The organism is Pseudomonas sp. Leaf434, from assembly GCF_001425545.1.
GTDB classification, from domain to species: Bacteria; Pseudomonadota; Gammaproteobacteria; order Pseudomonadales; family Pseudomonadaceae; genus Aquipseudomonas; species Aquipseudomonas siliginis.
Window position 1 is genome coordinate 230,765 of record NZ_LMQZ01000009.1, and the last position, 18,768, is coordinate 249,532.

General features: G+C 61.1%; 17 protein-coding genes. 10 read left to right on the top strand and 7 right to left on the bottom strand.

Annotation, left to right across the window (positions count from 1 at the left end; all coding sequences use genetic code 11):
• Positions 1–31 precede the first annotated feature (31 nt).
• Positions 32–1,135 carry a polyamine ABC transporter substrate-binding protein gene (locus ASG55_RS18435; RefSeq protein ID WP_056788976.1) on the bottom strand — a complete coding sequence of 368 codons (1,104 nt, stop codon included), beginning with the start codon at positions 1,133–1,135 and terminating at the stop codon, positions 32–34.
• A gap of 111 nt (positions 1,136–1,246) precedes the next feature.
• Between ASG55_RS18435 and ASG55_RS18440 the strand changes: the two genes are divergently transcribed.
• A complete protein-coding gene (locus ASG55_RS18440) occupies positions 1,247–2,026 on the top strand; it encodes a helix-turn-helix transcriptional regulator (RefSeq protein WP_056788979.1) in 780 nt (259 codons plus the stop codon).
• Between the two features lie 122 nt (positions 2,027–2,148).
• Here ASG55_RS18440 and ASG55_RS18445 read toward each other — a convergent pair whose 3' ends face one another.
• On the bottom strand, positions 2,149–3,090 hold the full coding sequence (locus ASG55_RS18445; protein ID WP_056788982.1) for a class I SAM-dependent methyltransferase: 942 nt from the start codon (positions 3,088–3,090) through the stop codon (positions 2,149–2,151).
• Between the two features lie 198 nt (positions 3,091–3,288).
• Between ASG55_RS18445 and ASG55_RS18450 the strand changes: the two genes are divergently transcribed.
• The 4 genes from ASG55_RS18450 (at position 3,289) to ASG55_RS18465 (ending at position 6,008) form a co-directional block, all read left to right on the top strand.
• Positions 3,289–3,702, top strand: coding sequence for a response regulator (locus ASG55_RS18450; protein ID WP_056788985.1), 414 nt, complete (start codon positions 3,289–3,291; stop codon positions 3,700–3,702).
• A gap of 56 nt (positions 3,703–3,758) precedes the next feature.
• Positions 3,759–4,427 (top strand): HAD-IA family hydrolase, encoded by a 669-nt coding sequence (locus ASG55_RS18455; RefSeq protein ID WP_056788987.1) that lies wholly within the window; start codon positions 3,759–3,761, stop codon positions 4,425–4,427.
• A gap of 351 nt (positions 4,428–4,778) precedes the next feature.
• Complete coding sequence (locus tag ASG55_RS18460) at positions 4,779–5,576, top strand: SDR family NAD(P)-dependent oxidoreductase (protein ID WP_056788990.1); 798 nt, start codon at positions 4,779–4,781, stop codon at positions 5,574–5,576.
• Positions 5,577–5,597: 21 nt separating this feature from the next.
• The gene (locus ASG55_RS18465; protein WP_056788991.1) at positions 5,598–6,008 is read left to right on the top strand and encodes an SRPBCC family protein; all 411 of its coding nucleotides are present in this window, start codon (positions 5,598–5,600) and stop codon (positions 6,006–6,008) included.
• Positions 6,009–6,139: 131 nt separating this feature from the next.
• On the opposite strand, the gene ASG55_RS18470 is transcribed toward ASG55_RS18465, so the two are convergent.
• The gene (locus ASG55_RS18470) at positions 6,140–7,534 is read right to left on the bottom strand and encodes a sensor histidine kinase (protein WP_056788994.1); all 1,395 of its coding nucleotides are present in this window, start codon (positions 7,532–7,534) and stop codon (positions 6,140–6,142) included.
• The gene (locus ASG55_RS18475) at positions 7,512–8,195 is read right to left on the bottom strand and encodes a response regulator transcription factor (RefSeq protein ID WP_056788996.1); all 684 of its coding nucleotides are present in this window, start codon (positions 8,193–8,195) and stop codon (positions 7,512–7,514) included. Before ASG55_RS18475 ends, ASG55_RS18470 begins: the two co-directional genes overlap by 23 nt.
• Positions 8,196–8,503: 308 nt before the next feature.
• Here ASG55_RS18475 and ASG55_RS18480 point away from each other — a divergent pair, with 308 nt between their 5' ends.
• The 4 genes from ASG55_RS18480 to hcnC all read left to right on the top strand — a co-directional run bounded on the left by ASG55_RS18480 (position 8,504) and on the right by hcnC (position 12,825).
• Complete coding sequence (locus tag ASG55_RS18480) at positions 8,504–9,433, top strand: hypothetical protein (protein ID WP_056788998.1); 930 nt, start codon at positions 8,504–8,506, stop codon at positions 9,431–9,433.
• Positions 9,434–9,852: 419 nt separating this feature from the next.
• Positions 9,853–10,167, top strand: coding sequence for a (2Fe-2S)-binding protein (locus tag ASG55_RS18485; RefSeq protein ID WP_056789002.1), 315 nt, complete (start codon positions 9,853–9,855; stop codon positions 10,165–10,167).
• Positions 10,164–11,573 carry a cyanide-forming glycine dehydrogenase subunit HcnB gene (hcnB, locus tag ASG55_RS18490; RefSeq protein WP_056789005.1) on the top strand — a complete coding sequence of 470 codons (1,410 nt, stop codon included), beginning with the start codon at positions 10,164–10,166 and terminating at the stop codon, positions 11,571–11,573. Before ASG55_RS18485 ends, hcnB begins: the two co-directional genes overlap by 4 nt.
• Positions 11,566–12,825 carry a cyanide-forming glycine dehydrogenase subunit HcnC gene (gene hcnC, locus ASG55_RS18495; RefSeq protein ID WP_056789007.1) on the top strand — a complete coding sequence of 420 codons (1,260 nt, stop codon included), beginning with the start codon at positions 11,566–11,568 and terminating at the stop codon, positions 12,823–12,825. The genes hcnB and hcnC overlap by 8 nt, the downstream gene beginning before the upstream one ends.
• A 121-nt stretch (positions 12,826–12,946) precedes the next feature.
• On the opposite strand, the gene ASG55_RS18500 is transcribed toward hcnC, so the two are convergent.
• The gene (locus ASG55_RS18500; protein WP_056789010.1) at positions 12,947–14,755 is read right to left on the bottom strand and encodes a monovalent cation:proton antiporter-2 (CPA2) family protein; all 1,809 of its coding nucleotides are present in this window, start codon (positions 14,753–14,755) and stop codon (positions 12,947–12,949) included.
• Positions 14,756–15,004: 249 nt separating this feature from the next.
• Between ASG55_RS18500 and ASG55_RS18505 the strand changes: the two genes are divergently transcribed.
• On the top strand, positions 15,005–15,919 hold the full coding sequence (locus ASG55_RS18505) for a LysR family transcriptional regulator (protein WP_016775221.1): 915 nt from the start codon (positions 15,005–15,007) through the stop codon (positions 15,917–15,919).
• Here ASG55_RS18505 and ASG55_RS18510 read toward each other — a convergent pair.
• The gene (locus tag ASG55_RS18510) at positions 15,909–16,679 is read right to left on the bottom strand and encodes a substrate-binding domain-containing protein (RefSeq protein ID WP_056789012.1); all 771 of its coding nucleotides are present in this window, start codon (positions 16,677–16,679) and stop codon (positions 15,909–15,911) included. The genes ASG55_RS18505 and ASG55_RS18510 overlap by 11 nt on opposite strands.
• A gap of 12 nt (positions 16,680–16,691) precedes the next feature.
• Complete coding sequence (locus tag ASG55_RS18515; protein ID WP_041477012.1) at positions 16,692–17,984, bottom strand: MFS transporter; 1,293 nt, start codon at positions 17,982–17,984, stop codon at positions 16,692–16,694.
• Positions 17,985–18,768 lie beyond the last annotated feature (784 nt).

Here is an 18,768-nt window from a genome sequence, read left to right on the forward strand (position 1 = left end):
TCGGATGAGGCAGGCAGATTTCTTGCGCGGGTTACTGGCCGTTCTTGACCTTGCTCCACACCCGTGTACGCACGCGTTCGGCGGCTTTGGGCAAGGGTTCGAGGGTGTAGAGGGTGGCCATGGCGGCAGGGGACGGGTAGACCGCCGGGTTGTCGCGAGTTGCTGCTGCCACCAGCTTTGTCGCGGCCCGATTGCCATTCGGGTACGACAAGTGATCACTGACCGGCGCGATCACCTCCGGTCGCAGCAGGTAATCGATAAACGCCAGGCCCTGGGCGCGATTGGGCGCGTCCTTGAGCAGTACCAGAGTGTCGAACCACACCGGCGCGCCTTCCTTTGGCAGGCTGTAGGCGATCTTTACGCCGTTATTGGCCTGCTCGGCGTTGGTCTTGGCTTCGAGCATCGCCCCGGACCAGCCAACCGCCACGCAGATATTGCCGTTGGACAGATCGCTGATGAACTTCGAAGAGTTGAAGTAGGCGATGTGCGGGCGCAGCCTGAGCAGCAGTGCTTCGGCTTTTTTGTAGTCCTCGGGATCGGTGCTATTGGGCGGCAAACCCAGGTAATGCAGGGCGACCGGCAGCATCTCCGACGGCGAATCGAGCATCGCCACGCCGCACTCGCTCAGTTTGGCAAGATTGGCTTCGTCGAACAGCAACTCCCAGGAATCCACCGGCGCTTTGTCACCCAACGCGGCGCGGACTTTTTCGACGTTGTAGCCGATGCCGTTGGTACCCCACAGGTAAGGCACGGCGTACTGATTGCCCGGATCGTTGACCGCGAGTTTCTTCAACAGCTCTGGGTCGAGGTTTTGCCAGCCTGGCAGTTGATCGCGAGGCAATGGAGCGAGGGCTCCGGCCTTGATCAGGGTCGGCAGGCTGAAGTTGCTCGCCACGACAACGTCGTAGCCGCTGCGGCTGGTCATCAGTTTGCCTTCGAGCACTTCGGCGCTGTCGAAGGTGTCGTACACCGGCCGGATGCCGCTGTCGCGCTGGAAATCGTGCAGCGTGTTCGGCCCGATGTAGTCGTACCAGTTGTAGACATGCACGCTCGGTACGTCTGCCGCCATGGCGACCGAGGAGAGACAAAAACAGGCCAGCAGGCCCGGGTTGATAGATCCACGGTGACGACGCATGATGCGGCACTCCTGGCCTGTCGCAGGCCGGTGAGGAACTGGAGTGGTCAGGCTAACGGGCCGGTCACACCAGCCCCATTCCCATCATGGGTTACTCGAAAGGGGTAGTGCGTGGACGCGTTGTTGCAGGAATTGCCGGTGCATCAGAGTCTGGCGCGGGTATTTTCCCACCTCGGGCAGGACGGTTTCTGGCGCGCGCTGGTCGACACCCTGCGCCTGCTGGTGCCGCTGGACAATGCCCTCGTCGCCCTGATGCAGCCCGGCCAGCCGCCGCGTTTGCTGATCGACTTCGACAGCAAGGGGGGCGTGGACGACCAGCAGGAGCTGGCCGGTTATACCGCCGGCATGTACCTGCTCGATCCGTTCTATCAAGCCGCCGTCAGCGGGATCAGCGACGGCCTGCACAGCCTGGCGTCCGTTGCGCCGGATCAGTTTCTGCACAGCGAGTATTACCAGAGCTACTTTCGTGCCGTGGTGGGCGAGGATGAATTGCAGTTTCTGATCAACGTCGAAGGCGCGGTACTCGGCTTGTCCCTGGGCCGCTCGACCGCGTTTGGCATGGCCGAGCAGGGCCGACTGTTGTGCATTCGTGACTGGGTATTGGCGGCGATGCATCGCCACATGCAGTTGCTGCCGCCGCAAGGGCCGGTGGCTGACGCGGTGGTAGGCGATCTGGCGACGCTGCTGGACCGTTTCGATGCCCGGCTGACCGCGCGCGAGATCGACACGGCGCGTCTGATCCTGCAGGGCTTTTCCAGCAAGGCGATGGCCCAGCAGATGGGGATTTCGCCGGAGACCGTGAAAGTGCATCGACGCAATCTCTATCACAAGCTCAACGTCACCGGGCATGGTGAGTTGTTTGCACTGGTGCTGCGGCCGACGGCTTTTTGATCAACGCAGAACTTGTGTGGGAGCGAGCCTGCTCGCGAAAGCGGTGTATCAGTCAACAAAATTGTTATCTGACACTGCGCTTTCGCGAGTAGGCTCGCTCCCACAGGTGAACTTACGCTGTGTTAGTGGCTGCGCTGGAAGACCAGGGCTTTCAGGCCGCTCTCTGGATCGATATCGGGAAACTCCGGCGGATTGTCCAGCCGATGATCGAAGCGCAGGCTCGGCGCTTCCTGGGTCACGCCATCAATCAGAAAGTCGGAACCGAACGACGGATCGTTCATGCACGCCAGCACTGTGCCTTGCTCAGTCAACAGTTCCGGCAAGCGGCGCAGCACCCGTTGATAGTCCTTGGTCAGCAAAAAGCTGCCTTTCTGAAACGACGGCGGGTCGATGATCACCAGATCGTACGGGCCGCTGTTGATCACCTTGCCCCAGGATTTGAACAGGTCGTGGCCGAGAAAGCTGACCTTGCTCAGGTCGTGGCCGTTCAAACGGTGATTGTCGCGACCTCGGCTCAGCGCGGCGCGGGACATGTCGAGGTTGACCACATGGCTGGCGCCGCCCTCGATTGCCGCCACGGAAAAGCCGCAGGTGTAGGCGAACAGGTTCAACACCCGCTTGCCCGCTGCCTGTTCGCGCACCCAGTTGCGTCCGTAACGCATATCGAGAAACAGTCCGGTGTTCTGCTTGCGTCCCAGGTCGACGCGGTACTGCAAGCCGCCCTCGACGATGGTCATTTCTTCGATTTCCTTACCGATCAGCCATTCGGCCGTGCTTTGCGGCAGGTAACGGTGCTGGATCAGCAGGGTATGTGCACCGGACTGCTGCCATTGGGGCGAGGCGGCGAGTTGCAGCAGCGAATCCCGCAGATCCTGCAGTTGCTCAGGCGCCGGTTCTTTGAACAGCGACACCAGCACCACGCCCTGCAACCAGTCCACGGTCAACTGCTCCAACCCCGGCCAGCAGCGCCCGCGCCCGTGAAACAAACGGCGGGTTTCGCTGGGCGCCGCCGCCAGTGCGGGCAGCAAATGAGCGTGGAGGGTAGCGAGGGCTTCAGGGTTCATGGATCAGGATCGGCCAGGCAAAGGGCCGGCATTTTAACCACAAATGAGGGGATTCGATGGGCGCTGCGCTTCGAAAAACAACACCTTGGCGAAATCCTCTGTATCAAAAATGAATTTCTACAGGGCGCGCTGCTCATACCAGATAAGCAGCGGATTCAAAACCGCTTATCAAAAATGTAATTCGGGGGAGTGCTGTTCATGTGCCCTACACCTACGTCGAGCGCGCACCTTCCTGGCGGGTTGATTCTGGTTGTCGAGGACGATCCGTTGATTCTGGAGTTTCTTTGCGAAATTCTTCAGGAGGAAGGGTTCAAGGTCGAACCGCAAACCAGCGCCGACGCCGCCTCACTGTATCTGGAAGAACACGCGGCGAACGTCGCGCTATTGCTGACCGACATCACCATGCCCGGCACGCTTAACGGCGCGGACCTGGCGAATCTGGTCGGCGATCGCTGGCCGGAAAAACCGGTGATGGTCATGTCCGGCTACGAGACGCCCGAGACCTCCGGGGTCAAGCATTCGGTGGCGTTCATCAAGAAGCCGTGGGCGATCGGTCAATTGCTCGACTGTGTGGAAAGTGCGTTCAAATCCAAGGCCCCGCAGTTGCACTGACAAGTGCTACATTGCCGGGCCAGGCTGCCCGGCCAACTGTCAGAGGATTTGTTCTTTTGTCTGCACAAGCATCGGTTTTTGATCGCGCATTCGGCGCGTTCCTGTTCGACATGGACGGCACCGTCCTCAATTCCATCGCCGCCGCCGAGCGCATCTGGTCAGCGTGGGCGGTGCGTCATGGTGTTGATGTCGAGACGTTTTTGCCGACCATCCATGGCGCACGTGCGATCGACACCATCACCCGGCTGAATCTGCCGGGGCTGGATGCTGAGGAACAAGCGGCGTTCATCACCGCAGCGGAAATCAATGACGTTGAAGGCATTGTCGAGATTCCTTCGGCGGCGGCATTTCTCAACGGTCTGCCGAAAGATCGCTGGGCAATGGTGACGTCGGCGCCTCGCGATCTGGCGTTGCGGCGGATGGCGGCGGCGGGTATCCCCGAGCCGGCGGTCATGATCACGGCGGAAGATGTAAAGGCTGGCAAGCCTGATCCTGCGGGGTATCTGCTGGCGGCGAAAAAGCTCGGTGTCGAGCCAGCGGATTGCCTCATTTTTGAAGACGCCACGGTTGGTATTCAGGCTGCGGAAGCGGCGGGCGCCGCGTTGATGATCATCACCACCACGCACCAGCATCCGATCGAAACGGCGCATGCGACGTTGGCCAGTTACGATGCGATCAGCGTCAGCGTCGGCGCCGATGGTCTGCTTCGTCTGACGGAAATCTGATCTGTTCCGAAATGCCCCTCACCCTAGCCCTCTCCCGGAAGGAGAGGGGACTGACCGGGGGATATTCAGGTAATACGCCGACGTGAAAGGTCTTCTCTGAATCCATAATCGCTATGGTCTTTCAGGTCGAGGGCAAACTCAGCACAACTCGATCGGTTCCCTCTCCCCCGGGAGAGGGCTAGGGTGAGGGGCTACGGTCTGCCAGACACAGGGGATCGTCGATCAAACAACATCCCCGTCACCGGTCGGCAGCTCAACCATGCCGGCAATATCGCAACTACGCTGATCCATGCTTGTGAAATCGTCGCCAAAGTCGAGCGCGGTGGAACTCCTTGCTAATGAGGTAAACGCATGAAGATCGATCTGAGTGGAAAACTGGCCATCGTCAGCGGCAGTACCGGCGGCATCGGTCTGGGCATCAGCCAGTCGCTGGCCGAAGCCAGGGCGACGGTGGTGGTCATCGGTCGCGACACGGCCAAGGTCGAGCAGGCACTGGCGAGCATTCGCCAAGCCGTGCCAAGCGCGCAGTTGCGTGGTCTGACCGCCGATCTGGGCACGGCCGAGGGCGCGGAAAAGCTGTTCGCCGCCGAACCGCGCGCGGACATTCTGGTGAACAACCTCGGCATCTTCAACGACGTCGATTTCTTCGAGACTCCCGACAGCGAGTGGACGCGCTTCTACGAGGTCAACGTGATTTCCGGCGTGCGCCTGGCGCGGCATTATGTGCCGGCGATGGTTGAGCAGGGTTGGGGCCGGGTGATCTTTCTGTCATCGGAATCCGGGGTGGCGACGCCGGCGGACATGCTCAATTACGGCGTGACCAAAAGCGCCAACCTGGCGGTGTCCCACGGCTTGGCCAAACGTCTGGCTGGTACCGGTGTTACGGTCAACGCGATCCTGCCGGGGCCGACTTTCACCGATGGCCTGCAGGACATGCTCAAGGACGCGGCCGCCGAGTCCGGGCGCAATCTGCGCGACGAAGCCGACGCCTTTGTGCGCAAGGCCCGTCCGACTTCGATCATTCAGCGCGTGGCGGATGTTTCGGAAGTGGCGCATCTGGTCACTTACATTGCTTCACCGCTGTCCTCGGCCACCACTGGCGCAGCGTTGCGCGTTGATGGCGGTGTGGTCGACAGCCTGACGATCTGAATTTTCCAAAAGAGAGGTTTTATGCCAACTGCATCCGCAACCATCGACATCCCGGCCGCGGCCGATCAGGTCTGGCAATTGATCGGCGGCTTCAACACGCTGCCGGACTGGCTGCCGTTGATCACCAACAGCGAACTGAGCGAAGGCGGGCGCGTACGCACCCTGCACACCGCTGACGGCGGCGTAGTGGTCGAACGTCTGCAGACTTTCGACAACGCTGCCCGAACGTACAGCTATTCGATCGAACAGGCACCGTTTCCGGCCAGCGATTACCTGGCGACGATCAAGGTTGAAGCCCAGGGGCAGGGCTCGCGTGTGACGTGGTCGGGGCGCTTCAATGCGCTCGGCGTGAGCGATGAAGAAGTGGTGGCGCTGTTCAACGGCATCTACCAGGGCGGGCTCGAAGCCTTGCGGGCGAATTATCCGACCTGAGACGCAGATCGTTCCCACGCTCTGCGTGGGAATGCAGCCCGGGACGCTCTGCGTCCCATTTCGAAAGCCGGAACGCGGAGCGTCCCTTGAGGCATTCCCACGCGGAGCGTGGGAACGATCGGCGCGAGACGTCAGGACTGGCTAATCAAACTCTGCCGACAATCCAGCACCAGTTTCGCCCCGCCCAGATCGCTGCTGCCGACTTCAAGACTGAAGCCGTGCAAGCTGACAATCGCCGCAACGATCGACAACCCCAGACCAAAACCACTCTGCGGCTGGCCACCCTCGGTGCGGTAAAAGCGCTGGAACACCGCCTCACGTTCCGCCTCGGGAATCCCCGGCCCTGAATCGTGCACCTCGATCCGCGTCTGCCCACCGGCATTGACCCCACGCAACATCACCGTGCCACCGGGCGGGGTGAATTTGATCGAGTTGCTCAGCAGGTTTGCCAGCGCTTCGAACAGCAGCGCGCGGTCGCCGTTGAGCGGCGGCAGCGTCTCCGGCATGTTCAACTGGAAACGCAGATCGCCTTCCTCGGCCAGCGGCAGATAGAACTCGTGCAACTCCTCCAGCAAACGCACCGGATCAAGTTCGACGAAACCTGAACGGCGCTGGCGATCCTCCAGCTCGGAAATCCGCAACAAACCGCGAAAGCGCGCCATCAGCGTATCCGCTTCAGCCAGTACCAAGTCCAGTTGCGCCGCTTCTTGCGAACCTTCGCCGGCCTGTTGCTGCATGCGATACAACTGCGCGCGCAGGCGGGTCAGCGGCGTGCGCAAATCGTGGGCGATGTTGTCGCAGACTCCTTTGACCTCGTTCATCAAGCGCTCGATGCGCTCAAGCATGGCGTTGACGATGGCGGCGAGCATGTCCAGTTCATCGCGGCGATTGGACAGCGGCAAGCGGTGCGTCAGGTCGCCGGCAACGATGGCCTGGGCGCTGTTCTGGATCGCGCGGATGCGCTGCAACGGTCGACGCCGCAGCAGATGCCAACCGGCGACCCCGGGAATAATCGTCAACGACACGCCCCAGAACAACGCGTGCAAAATGATCCGCGTCACCGCGAACAGCGAGCCATTGTCACGCAGCAGCACCAGCCAGCGCCCGTCACGGGTTTGCGTGGCTACGGCATCGCAGCTGTCGCTCGGCAGGGTCGGGTCATCGGAATCGGCGCACTCGGCGAGCATATGGATCTTGCCATCCAGCGGCAGTCCTTCGGGAATTTGCTGGAGTGCGCCGCCCAGGTAAACACCGTCAGCGCTGAACAGACCATAGGCGTCGATACCGCGAATATCGAAGGTCATGCTGGCCGCGAGCGCGTCTTCGAGTTGCTCGCCGCGAAAATGCGAGAACAGGTGCTGACGTTGCATCAACGAATGTTTGGCGAGCTTGTCGAGGTAGCCGGACACCTCGTAATACATGACCCCCATGAGGATCGCGCTCCACGCCACGAACAGCGAGCTGTACAGCGCCAGCAAGCGGCTGCTGGAGGAGCGCCAGCCGTCAGACGGGTTCGGCAATGACATAGCCCGAGCCCCGTACCGTGCGGATCAGCGGAACGTTGCCGGCCGCGTCGATCTTTTTGCGCAGCCGGCCGATATGCACGTCGATCAGGTTGGTGCCCGGGTCGAAGTGATAACCCCAGACCTCTTCGAAAATCATCATCCGCGAGAGAATCTGGCCGCTGTTGCGCATCAGAAACTCCAGCAGTTTGTATTCGGTGGGCAACAGCGTCAGCACCTGCTCGGCGCGACGGGCTTCGTGGCTGATCAGGTCGAGCTCGAGGTCGGCGACTTTCAGCGTGGTGGCCTGGGTGGCGACGCTGTTCTGCCGGCGCAGCAACACTTCGACCCGCGCGGCCATTTCATCGGTGGCGAACGGCTTGGTCAGGTAGTCATCGCCACCCGCGCGCAAGCCGCGCACGCGCTCATCGACGTCGGAGAGGGCGCTGATCATCAGAATCGGCGTCGCCACGCCCATGGTGCGCAGGGTGGTGACGATGGCCAGACCATCAAGCTCGGGCAGCATGCGGTCGAGGGTAATCAGGTCGTAGTTGCCGCTGACGGCGCGGTCGAGGCCTTCGCGGCCATTGTCGACCCAGTCGACGTCCAGCCCGTGGCTGCTCAGTTCGGCAACGATTTCCCGCGCGGTCACGGCGTCGTCTTCGATGGTCAAGATACGAGTCATAGGCAGGCCTGCTGATCGGTTCAAACGGAATGGCAGCATTTTGCCAAGATTTTGCCGTGGCGCTTTAAATTAACTTTCATCTTCGTCGCTCAGGCAAACCAGAACTGATCGAATCTGGTCCTCGTTCACCAATGCAGAAAACCCGCAGGTGTTAAGCGTTTATTGCAAATTGCACGGAGCAGGGAAGTTCAAACTTTCTAAATTGTTGAAAAGCATGGATTTATTTAGTTGCTGCAACTGGCACGGTCGCTGCAATTCCTCACCCGACGACTTGTAACACCATTTTTCATGCCTGGAGCACTACAACAATGAATAGATCCCCTGATGGCTATTATCCTGCCTTGGAAGAGTCGAGCAGCGTGTCAGGCGTGTCCTGGGGCGCGATCTTCGCCGGTGCTGCGGCTGCCGCCGCGCTGTCGATGATTCTGGTGCTGCTCGGGTTTGGCCTGGGCTTTTCGGCTGTATCACCGTGGGCCGGAGAAGGCGTCAGCGCCAAGGGCCTGGGCATTTCAACGATCGTCTGGCTGGCGGTGACGCAGATCATCGCTTCCGGCATGGGCGGCTACATTGCCGGCCGTCTGCGCGTTAAGTGGGCCAACATGCACGGTGACGAAGTCTACTTCCGCGACACCGCACATGGTTTCCTCGCCTGGTGCGTCGCTACTTTGGTGACCGCTGTGCTGGTGGTCGGTTCGGTCAGCAGCGTCGTCAGTGGCGGTGTGCAGGCGGGTGCCAACGTAGTCGGCGGTGCTGCCGGTGCGATGAGCCAGGCCGCCGGCTCTGCCGCAGCCAATACTGACAGCGATCAGTACGGCTACTTCGTCGACAGCCTGTTCCGCGATGATCGTCCTGCTGCCGTCAGCGATGACGCTGCACGCGGCACTGTGACCCGCATCTTCACGCAAAGCCTGGCCAACGGTCAGCTCAGCGCCGAAGACCGTACCTACCTCGCACAACTGGTATCGCAACGTACCAATCTGAGCCAGGCCGATGCTGAACGTCGTGTCGACGAAATTTACGCCAACACCCAGAAAGCCATCGCTGACGCCAAACTGAAAGCTCAGCAAGCGGCCGATACCGCCGCCAAAGTCGCGGCCTACACCTCGCTGTGGATGTTCGTCGCGCTGCTGGCCGGTGCGTTCTTCGCCAGCCTGGCAGCCACCTTCGGCGGTCGTCGTCGCGATGCAGTCGAGTACGTTGAAGTCGACACCTACACCACTACCACTCCGGTCCGTTAAAAAGGAGAGTCACCATGCGCTCATTACTGCTGTTCTTCCTCGGCGTACCGATCCCGATCATCATCCTGATCGCCCTGTTCGTACACTGATCCCTCTGAGGCAGGATGCCTCTGCCGCTTTCATCTTCGGGTGAAAGCGGCTTTTTGCTTTCTGCGGGGCCAGTTCGTTTTCTCCAACTAACCGTTTCCATCCCGCCATTTTCACTGGCCTGGATCAATATTTCGCCTGGCGATATCGCCTACCGTAAATGATCCAGGCCTTTGCTGAGGTATGAGCTACAGTGCTTGTCGCGCACCTTGTTGCGCTGACGAAGTATCCGCGTCGACGTTGAAAACACAGCAATAAAAAAGCGTCGACGAGGCGTAGTGCAGCAAGGAGCTGTCACAACCTCAACTGAATCTTCACGGACGAATACCGTAATGAACTGCCTAGAAAGAACCTTCGATATCCAGCCCTTGGTGCAGGCGGACATGACCGTGCACATCAATGGCCAAGCAGTCAGCGCCGCCATCGGTGAAACCGTTCTGAGCGTCATCCAGTCCCTCGGCGTGCGCCAGATCGCACGCAACGATCACGATCAAATCAGCGGCGCCTATTGCGGCATGGGCGTATGCCAGTGCTGTCTGGTGAAAATCAACGGTCGGCACAAGCGCCGCGCCTGCCAGACCGTAGTGCGCGACGGCATGCTGATTGAAACCCAAGTCAACCGCGTCGTCGGGCAGGAGGTCGTATGAGCCTGCAACCGTTGATTGTCGGCGGCGGGCCGGCGGGAATGGCGGCGGCCATCGAACTGGCGCGCCACGGCGTGCGCTGCACCTTGCTCGAAGAGGCTTCGCGCCTCGGCGGCGTGGTCTATCGCGGGCCGTTGCGTGATGGTGTGCAACTGGATTATCTCGGTCCGCGTTACTCGGAAGTACTGGACAAACTGCACGGTGAATTTCAGCAGCAGTCAGGGCTGATCGACGTGCGCCTCAACCATCGCGTGGTCGGCGCCGAAGGCACTCGCGCTCTGGTGGTGCTCGACGGTGATGAGCAACTGCACGAGATCGCTTATCCGCAACTGCTGTTAGCCGCTGGATGTCACGAACGCAGTGTGCCGTTCCCCGGCTGGACGTTGTCGGGAGTGATTCTGCTCGGTGGTCTTCAATTGCAGATCAAGAGTGGTGTGGTCAAGCCGCGGGGGCCGGTGATCATCGCCGGCACCGGGCCGTTGCTGCCGCTGGTTGCGACCCAGTTGCATGCCTCCGGCGTGCGTGTCGCTGGCGTCTACGAGGCGTGTGCGTTCGGCAAGATCGCCCGCGAGAGTCTGGCGCTGCTGAACAAACCGCAGCTGTTCCTCGACGGCTTGAGCATGCTCGCTTACCTCAAGCTGCACGGCATCCCCATGAACTATGGCTGGGGCGTGGTTGAAGCCCATGGCGACGGCGAGCTGAAAAGCGTCAGCGTCGCGCCGTATTCGTCGACGTGGGAGGCGGATCTGTCGCGGGTCGAGCGTTTCGAAGTGCAGACGCTGGCGGTGGGTTACGGTTTTATTCCGCGCACGCAATTGAGCCAGCAGATGGGCCTTGATCACGGCTTCAGCGCCGATGGCTACCTGCGTGCCAATGCCAATGTCTGGCAGCAAAGCAGCGTGGCGCATGTGCATCTGGCCGGCGACATGGGCGGGATCCGCGGCGGCGAAGCGGCGATGCTCGCCGGCAAGATCGCCGCCACTTCGATCCTGCTGCAACGCGGTGTGCTCGACACCGAGCTGGCCCGGGTGCGCCGCGATCGTTACGCGAGCAAGCTCAGAGCCATCGTGCGCTTTCGTGCGGCGGTGGATCGCTACACCGAGCGCGGTGTCGGGCAGATTGCTTTGCCTGCGGCCGACACAGTGATCTGCCGCTGCGAACATGCGACCCGCGCCGACATCGATCTGGCGCTGGAGCAGGGTGTGCAAGACATCGCCAGTCTGAAAATGCGCACCCGCGTGAGCATGGGCGATTGCCAGGGGCGGATGTGCGTCGGCTATTGCAGCGATCGCCTGCGCCAGGCCACCGGACGTCATGATGTCGGTTGGTTGCGCCCGCGCTTCCCGATTGATCCGGTGCCGTTTTCCGCGTTCCAGTCCCTCGGCAAGGAGGGCGCTTGCCATGAGTAAGTTCTACGACGTGGTCATTGCCGGTGGCGGAGTGATCGGCGCCTCCTGCGCCTACCAATTGTCCAAGCGCAAAAATCTGAAAGTTGCGCTGATCGACGCCAAGCGCCCCGGCAACGCGACCCGCGCTTCGGCTGGCGGTTTGTGGGCGATCGGCGAGTCGGTCGGCCTCGGCTGCGGGGTGATTTTCTTTCGCATGATGTCGGCCAACCGCAAGCGCGAAACCCAGGGCGCAGCGGTGGCGGTCGACGCCAGTACGCCGCATATCTTGCCGGCGTCGTTTTTCGATTTTGCCTTGCAGTCCAACGCGCTCTATCCGGCGTTGCACCGCGAGTTGAAAGACAATCACGGCATGGATTGCAAGTTCGAGAAGACCGGGCTGAAATTCGTGATCTATGACGATGAAGACCGGCTCTACGCCGAGCACATCGTCGGCTGCATTCCGCATCTGGCTGATCAAGTGCGCTGGCTCGATCAGGCGGCGTTGCGCGCGGCGGAGCCGAGCGTCAGCCATGAGGCGCGCGGGGCGCTGGAGTTTCTCTGCGACCATCAGGTCAGCCCGTTCCGCCTCGCTGATGCCTATATGGAAGGCGCGCGGCAGAACGGCGTCGATATCTTCGTCAACACCAACGTCACCGGCGTGCTGCATCACGGCACTCGCGTGACCGGCGTGCAGACGGCGGAGGCGGGGGTGTTCCACTGCAAGACGCTGATCAACGCCGCCGGTGCCTGGGCGGCGGATCTGAGTGAGTGGGCCACGGGGATTCGCATTCCGGTGAAACCGGTGAAAGGACAGATTCTGCTGACCGAACGCATGCCGAAAATCCTCAACGGCTGCCTGACCACCAGCGATTGCTACGTGGCGCAAAAGGACAACGGCGAAATCCTTATCGGCAGCACCACCGAAGACAAAGGCTTCGACGTCACCACCACCTACCCGGAAATCGCCGGGCTGGTGCAGGGCGCGGTGCGCTGTCTGCCGGAGCTGGCGGACGTCAACCTCAAGCGCACCTGGGCGGGATTGCGCCCGGGCTCGCCGGATGAGTTGCCGATCCTCGGCCCGATGCGTGGGGTCGAGGGTTATCTGAATGCTTGCGGGCACTTCCGCACCGGCATTCTGACCTCGGCGATTACCGGTGTGCTGCTGGATAAACTGGTGAATGACGAGCCCTTGCCGCTGGATATCACGCCGTTTCTGGCGGATCGGTTTGCGGTGGCAGCCGTCGAGCCAGCACCCGCGCTGGAACTGGTCTGACCCAATCCCCTGTGGGAGCGAGCCTGCTCGCGAATGCAATCTGTCAGTGAAGTATTGGGTGACTGATACGACGCTTTCGCGAGCAGGCTCGCTCCCACAGTTGGATCTGTGCAAGGCACGATCAGGATTTTCGGGCTTCTTCTTCGAGCTGATCCGATTCAAACAATTTGGCCAGTTCCGCCCGGGCTTCCTGGGCGGTCTGCAGGACTTTGGCGGCATCGTCGTAGACGGCGTGTTGCGCCTCCAGCACCTGTTCGTCGTGATGCTTGAAACGCTTGATCCGCGCATCGGCCTGGGCTTGGGTCAGACCGAGGCCGACCAGCGTGCGCCGGCTCATTTCCAGGCTCGAGTAATAGGTCTCACGAATCGCTTCCGCGCCGACATCCACCAGGCGATGCACGTGCTGACGGTTACGCGCGCGGGCGATGATTTTCATGTGCGGATACAGCTTGTGCACCACTTCGGCAGTCTTGATGTTGGTCTCCGGATCGTCCGTGGCGATGACGAAATATTCCGCCTCGCCGACCTTCGCCGCGTGAAGGATTTCCGGGCGCATCGGGTCGCCGTAGAACACCGGTACGCTGCCGAAGCTGCGTGACAGTTCGATGGTTTCCACCGAAGTGTCCAGCGCAACGAACTTGATGTTCTGCGCGCGCAGAATCCGCGCCACGATCTGGCCCATCCGGCCCATGCCGGCAATCACCACGCGCGGCGCTTCGGTGTCGATTTCGCGGAATTTCTCCGGCACTTCCACCGGCTGCACTTTCGGGCTGACCAGACGCGCGCAGATCAACAGCAACAACGGCGTCAGCGCCATCGACAGGGTGATGGTCAGCACCAGCAAATCGTACAGACGCGGCTCGAACAGGCCCTGATCGCGGCCGATCTTGAACACCACGAACGCAAACTCACCGCCGGCGGCAAGGACGATGCCGAGGCGGATTGCGCTGATCTTGTTCAATCCTCCTGCCAAGCGCCCAACCACGAACAGCAGCGGCAATTTCAGACCGATCAGCAACAAGGTCAGGCCCAATACGGTGATCGGCGCGCTCAACAACAGGCTGAGATTGGCGCCCATGCCGACGCTGATGAAAAACAGCCCGAGCAGCAGGCCCTTGAACGGTTCGATCTGCGCTTCCAGCTCATGCCGGTATTCCGAATCCGCCAGCAGCAGACCAGCGAGAAACGCACCCAGCGCCATCGACACACCGACCAGATCCATCAGCCACGCCGTGCCGATCACCACCAGCAACGCGGTGGCGGTGGACACTTCCGGCAGACCGGTTTTTGCCACCACGCGGAACACCGGACGCAGCAGATACCGTCCGCCGATCACCACCACGGCAATGCCGCCGAGCACCTGCAAGCTGTGACGAATATCGTCGGCGGTGCTGGTGTGATGATCGACACCGGCGAGCATCGGCACCAGGGCGATCAATGGAATCGCGGCGATGTCCTGGAACAGCAGAATCGCAAACGCGAGACGCCCGTGGGGGCTGGTCAGTTCCTTGCGTTCGGCGAGGCTTTGCAGGCCGAACGCCGTGGAGGAGAGCGCCAGACCGAGGCCCAGCACAATCGCGCTGTTCAGCGGCTGGCCGAACACCGCCAGTGCCAGCACGCCGATCACCGAAGCGGTCAACAGCACCTGCGCCAGACCGACGCCGAACACCGATTTGCGCATCACCCACAAGCGTCGCGGCGACAGCTCCAGGCCGATGATGAACAGCAGCAACACCACGCCCAGCTCGGAAATATGCGCAACGCTTTGCGGGTTGCCGATCAGGCCGAGCACCGACGGGCCGATGATCACCCCGGCAAACAGATAACCGAGCACCGCGCCCAGTTGCAGACGTTTGGCCAAAGGCACGGTGAGCACGGCCGCGAACAGAAACACGACGGCGGCTTGCAACAGATTGCCTTCATGGGGCATGGAACGACTCCTGACTACGGCTACGGCGGGGGTGACAAGGATAAGGGTTACGCGGTCTCCAGACCATTCGAGAACCAATGTGGGAGCGAGCCTGCTCGCGAATGCGCCGGGTCAGCCACCTATCCATTGACTGATGCCCCGCGTTCGCGAGCAGGCTCGCTCCCACAAGGGCAGCTTCCATCAGGTCTGTAATAATTTGCATCAACTGGTTACATTTATAACCCCTGCGCATCAATTTCCGGAAACGCCATGGCCATCAACTTCGACCTAAACGACCTGCAAGCCTTTCGCGCGGTGGTCGAGCAGGGCAGTTTTCGCAAGGCTGCCGACACCGTGCGCCTGTCGCAACCGGCGCTGAGTCGGCGCATCGAAAAGCTCGAAGATGCCCTCGGCGTGAAACTGTTCGAGCGCACCACGCGCAAGGTCAGCCTGACCCAGGCCGGGCGCGGCTTCATGCCCAGCGTCGAACGCTTGCTGGATGATCTCGACATTGCCTTGCTCGGCATCAGCGAAGTCGCCTCGACCCGTCTGGGCCATGTCACCGTCGCCTGCGTGCCCTCGGCGGCCTACTACTTCATGCCCCGCGTGGTCGCGCGCTATCACCAGCAGTTTCCGCGGATCAAGGTCAAAGTCCTCGATTCCAGCGCTCACGATGTGTTGAGTGCGGTGGTCAATGGCGAGGCGGATTTCGGTTTGAGTTTTCTCGGCACGCAGGATGCCAAAGTCGAGTTCGAACCGCTTGTGCAGGAGTGCTACGTTGTCGCCTGTCGTCGCGATCATCCGCTGGCCGGGCGCAGCAGCGTCAGTTGGGACGAGTTCTATCAGCAGGATTACATCGCGCTGGACAAGACCTCGGGTAATCGCTTTCTGCTCGATCAGGCCTTGGGCGGGGTGGTGCCGCAGCGTCAGAGCATCTGCGAGACGCGGCATGTGACGACGATGATCGGTCTGGTAGAGGCGGGTCTGGGCGTGGCAGCGGTGCCGTTGATGGCGATGCCCGGGCCGGATCATCCGATCCTGACGCGGGTGCCGCTGATTGAGCCGCAGGTGATGCGCAGTGTCGGCATCATCAAGCGCCGGGATCGCACGTTGACCCCGGCGGCACTGGAACTGGAGCGGCTGGTCGTGGAGATGCGCGTCCAGCCGCCAACGATCAACGCTTGACCGAATCCAGCCCGGTGGCCTGTACGTCAGCCTGAGCGGCCGGTGCCGCGAGGTAGGCGAGCAGGGCTTTGGCTTCTTGCGGATGCTCGGCCTTGACCGGAATGCCAGCGGCAAAACGTGTCACCGACTGCACCGATTCCGGAATCTTCGCGACGAAGCTTACGCCCGGCACGGGCAGCAATTCGCTGACCTGCTGGAAGCCCAACTGATAGTCGCCAGTGGCAACCACCGAGCCGACCGGGATCCTGGCAATCATCTTCGCTTTCGGTTTCAACTGATCTTCGATGCCGAGTTTCTTGAACAGCTGCTGCTCGATGTACACGCCGCTGGCGCTGTCGGAGTAGGCCACCGACTGCGCGTCGAGCAGGGTTTTCTTCAGGCCATCGACGCTGCTGATGTCCGGTTTCGCCGCGCCTTCACGCACTACCATGCCGATCCGCGAATCCGCCAGTTCAACGCGGGAGGCCGGGTCGACCTTGCCTTGTTTGATCAGCTCATCGAGGGCGTAACCGACCATGATCACCACGTCGGCGTGCTCACCGCGTGCCAGACGATTGGGAATCGCTTCCGGCGCCTTGCCCATCGACGGGCCGAGGCTGGTGGTGAGCGTGTTGCCCGTTGCGGCGGCGAATTTCGGCCCGAGGATCTTGTAGGCGGCAGTGAAACCACCGGAGGTCATCACGCTGAGTTCTTCGGCCTGGGCCGCGAAGTTGAATGCGAGACCGGCGAGCAGGGCGGTGACAGTAAAAAGTTTTTTCATGGCGAGTTTTCCTCAGGCCGCGACAGGTTGCAGACGACCACCGGCACGGCGGTACAAGTAAAGAGTGGCGCACAGAGCGCACAGGGCACCGATGCTCATCCAGTAGCCTGGCGCGGCTTTGTCGCCGGTGTACTGGATCAGAAAGGTCGACATCGCCGGGGTGAAACCGCCAAAGATCGCCGTGGCCAGGCTGTAAGCCAGGGAGAAACCGGCGACGCGCACTTCCACCGGCATGATTTCGGTCAGCGCCGGAATCATCGCGCCGTTGTACAAGCCGTAAATGAAGGACAACCACAGCAGCGACAGCAGCATGTTGGTGAAGCTCGGCGCCTGCACCAGGAACGACAGCGCCGGATAAGTCGTGGCCAGTGCCAGCACGGCCATGCCGATCAGCACTGGGCGACGGCCGATACGGTCGGACAACGCACCACCAATCGGCAGCCAGAAGAAGTTCGACACGCCCACCAGCAGCGTTACCAGCAACGCGTCGGATGTGCTCAGGTGCAGCACGGTCTTACCGAAGGTCGGTGCGTACACGGTGATCAGGTAGAACGCGGTGGTTGTCAGCGCGACCATCAACATTCCGCCGAGTACCACGCCCCAGTTCTGGCCGAGGGTGCGGAACACTTCGCGCATGCTTGGACGGTGTTTGCGTGCGGCGAACTCTTCGGTTTCCGCCAGGTTGCGGCGCAGGAAGAAGATGAACGGGACGATCATGCAGCCGACGAAAAACGGAATGCGCCAGCCCCAGGCTGCCACGGCTTGCGGCTCCATCCACTGGTTCAGACCGTAGCCCAGCGCTGCCGCGACGATGATCGCCACTTGCTGGCTGGCCGACTGCCAAGCGGTGAAAAAGCCTTTGCGGCCCGGCGTAGCGATTTCGGACAGATACACCGAGACACCGCCCAATTCCGCACCGGCCGAGAAGCCTTGCAGCAGCCGCCCGATCAGTACCAGTGCCGGGGCGAACAGGCCAATGGTTTCGTAGCCGGGCACCAGCACGATCAATATCGTGCCGCTGGCCATGATCGACAGGGTGACGATCAGACCTTTGCGCCGGCCGACGTCATCGATGTAGGCGCCGAGCACAATGGCGCCCAGCGGACGCATCAGGAAGCCTGCGCCGAACACCGCAAAAGTCATCATCAAGGAGGCGAACTCGCTGCTCGCCGGGAAGAACACCGCCGCGATCTGCGTGGCGTAGAAGCCGAACAGAAAGAAGTCGAACTGTTCGAGGAAGTTGCCCGAGGTCACCCGGAAGATGGCACCGGCTCGCGAGCCGTTGGTTGGGATTGAGGCTGTCATTGAAAAGTACTCCACCGCTTTTATGACGTGCGCTACGGAGAGGCGGCGCACGGTTTTTATTGAGGTGGATGGTGGCGCAGATGTAACAATCTGTTAATTGCATTGTTGGCATGGATTGATGCGTGGGGCGGATCAATGGTTTCGGTGTTTGGCGCATTTGTGGGAGCAAGCCTGCGTCGCGTCGGGCGATGATTTGTTCTGGCTGACCGGGTACATATCCGTTGCTGCGGTCATGGCCGCTTAGGGTTTCGCCCTTACGGCGACTCACTTTTTTTACAAACGCCTAAAAAAAGTAAGCAAAAAAACGCTTGCTCCTGCGTTCGGCCCTCGCAGGCTCGGGTTCTGCACCTCCTTCCGCTGTGTCTGGCTGCGCCAGACGGTCGCTGCGCTCCCACCCCCGGATCAATCCCTCCACTCAGCCTTCCGACGTCGCCGGTGGATCAAAAGCAGGATCAAAAGCACTCGAGCTTGCGCTCATTGTTGAGAGGGGCGGCTTCGCCGCGGGCAGCTGCGCTGCTTTGCTTTTCTGGTGGGGGCGAGCCTGATCGCGACGACGGCCTGCAGGTGAACCCGTTTCCATCGAATTCACGCGATCCAACTGTAGGAGCTGCCGAAGGCTGCGATCTTTTGATCTTGCTTTGCTTTGCTTGGTTTTTTAGGAGAGGACCGGAGCTCAGGTCAATAATTGCGCTGTAATACAAAACCCTGTGGGAGCTGGCTTGCCAGCGATGGTGGTCTGATGGACAAAGCCTTCTAACGGCCACCTCCGGCAAAAAACAAGGAA

Coding starts and splice junctions, on each gene's coding strand:
- ASG55_RS18435 (WP_056788976.1), bottom strand. CDS start 1,135: ATGCGTCGTCACCGTGGATCTATCAACCCGGGCCTGCTGGCCTGTTTT.
- ASG55_RS18445 (WP_056788982.1), bottom strand. CDS start 3,090: ATGAACCCTGAAGCCCTCGCTACCCTCCACGCTCATTTGCTGCCCGCA.
- ASG55_RS18450 (WP_056788985.1), top strand. CDS start 3,289: ATGTGCCCTACACCTACGTCGAGCGCGCACCTTCCTGGCGGGTTGATT.
- ASG55_RS18460 (WP_056788990.1), top strand. CDS start 4,779: ATGAAGATCGATCTGAGTGGAAAACTGGCCATCGTCAGCGGCAGTACC.
- ASG55_RS18465 (WP_056788991.1), top strand. CDS start 5,598: ATGCCAACTGCATCCGCAACCATCGACATCCCGGCCGCGGCCGATCAG.
- ASG55_RS18470 (WP_056788994.1), bottom strand. CDS start 7,534: ATGTCATTGCCGAACCCGTCTGACGGCTGGCGCTCCTCCAGCAGCCGC.
- ASG55_RS18475 (WP_056788996.1), bottom strand. CDS start 8,195: ATGACTCGTATCTTGACCATCGAAGACGACGCCGTGACCGCGCGGGAA.
- ASG55_RS18480 (WP_056788998.1), top strand. CDS start 8,504: ATGAATAGATCCCCTGATGGCTATTATCCTGCCTTGGAAGAGTCGAGC.
- ASG55_RS18485 (WP_056789002.1), top strand. CDS start 9,853: ATGAACTGCCTAGAAAGAACCTTCGATATCCAGCCCTTGGTGCAGGCG.
- hcnB (WP_056789005.1), top strand. CDS start 10,164: ATGAGCCTGCAACCGTTGATTGTCGGCGGCGGGCCGGCGGGAATGGCG.
- hcnC (WP_056789007.1), top strand. CDS start 11,566: ATGAGTAAGTTCTACGACGTGGTCATTGCCGGTGGCGGAGTGATCGGC.
- ASG55_RS18500 (WP_056789010.1), bottom strand. CDS start 14,755: ATGCCCCATGAAGGCAATCTGTTGCAAGCCGCCGTCGTGTTTCTGTTC.
- ASG55_RS18505 (WP_016775221.1), top strand. CDS start 15,005: ATGGCCATCAACTTCGACCTAAACGACCTGCAAGCCTTTCGCGCGGTG.
- ASG55_RS18510 (WP_056789012.1), bottom strand. CDS start 16,679: ATGAAAAAACTTTTTACTGTCACCGCCCTGCTCGCCGGTCTCGCATTC.
- ASG55_RS18515 (WP_041477012.1), bottom strand. CDS start 17,984: ATGACAGCCTCAATCCCAACCAACGGCTCGCGAGCCGGTGCCATCTTC.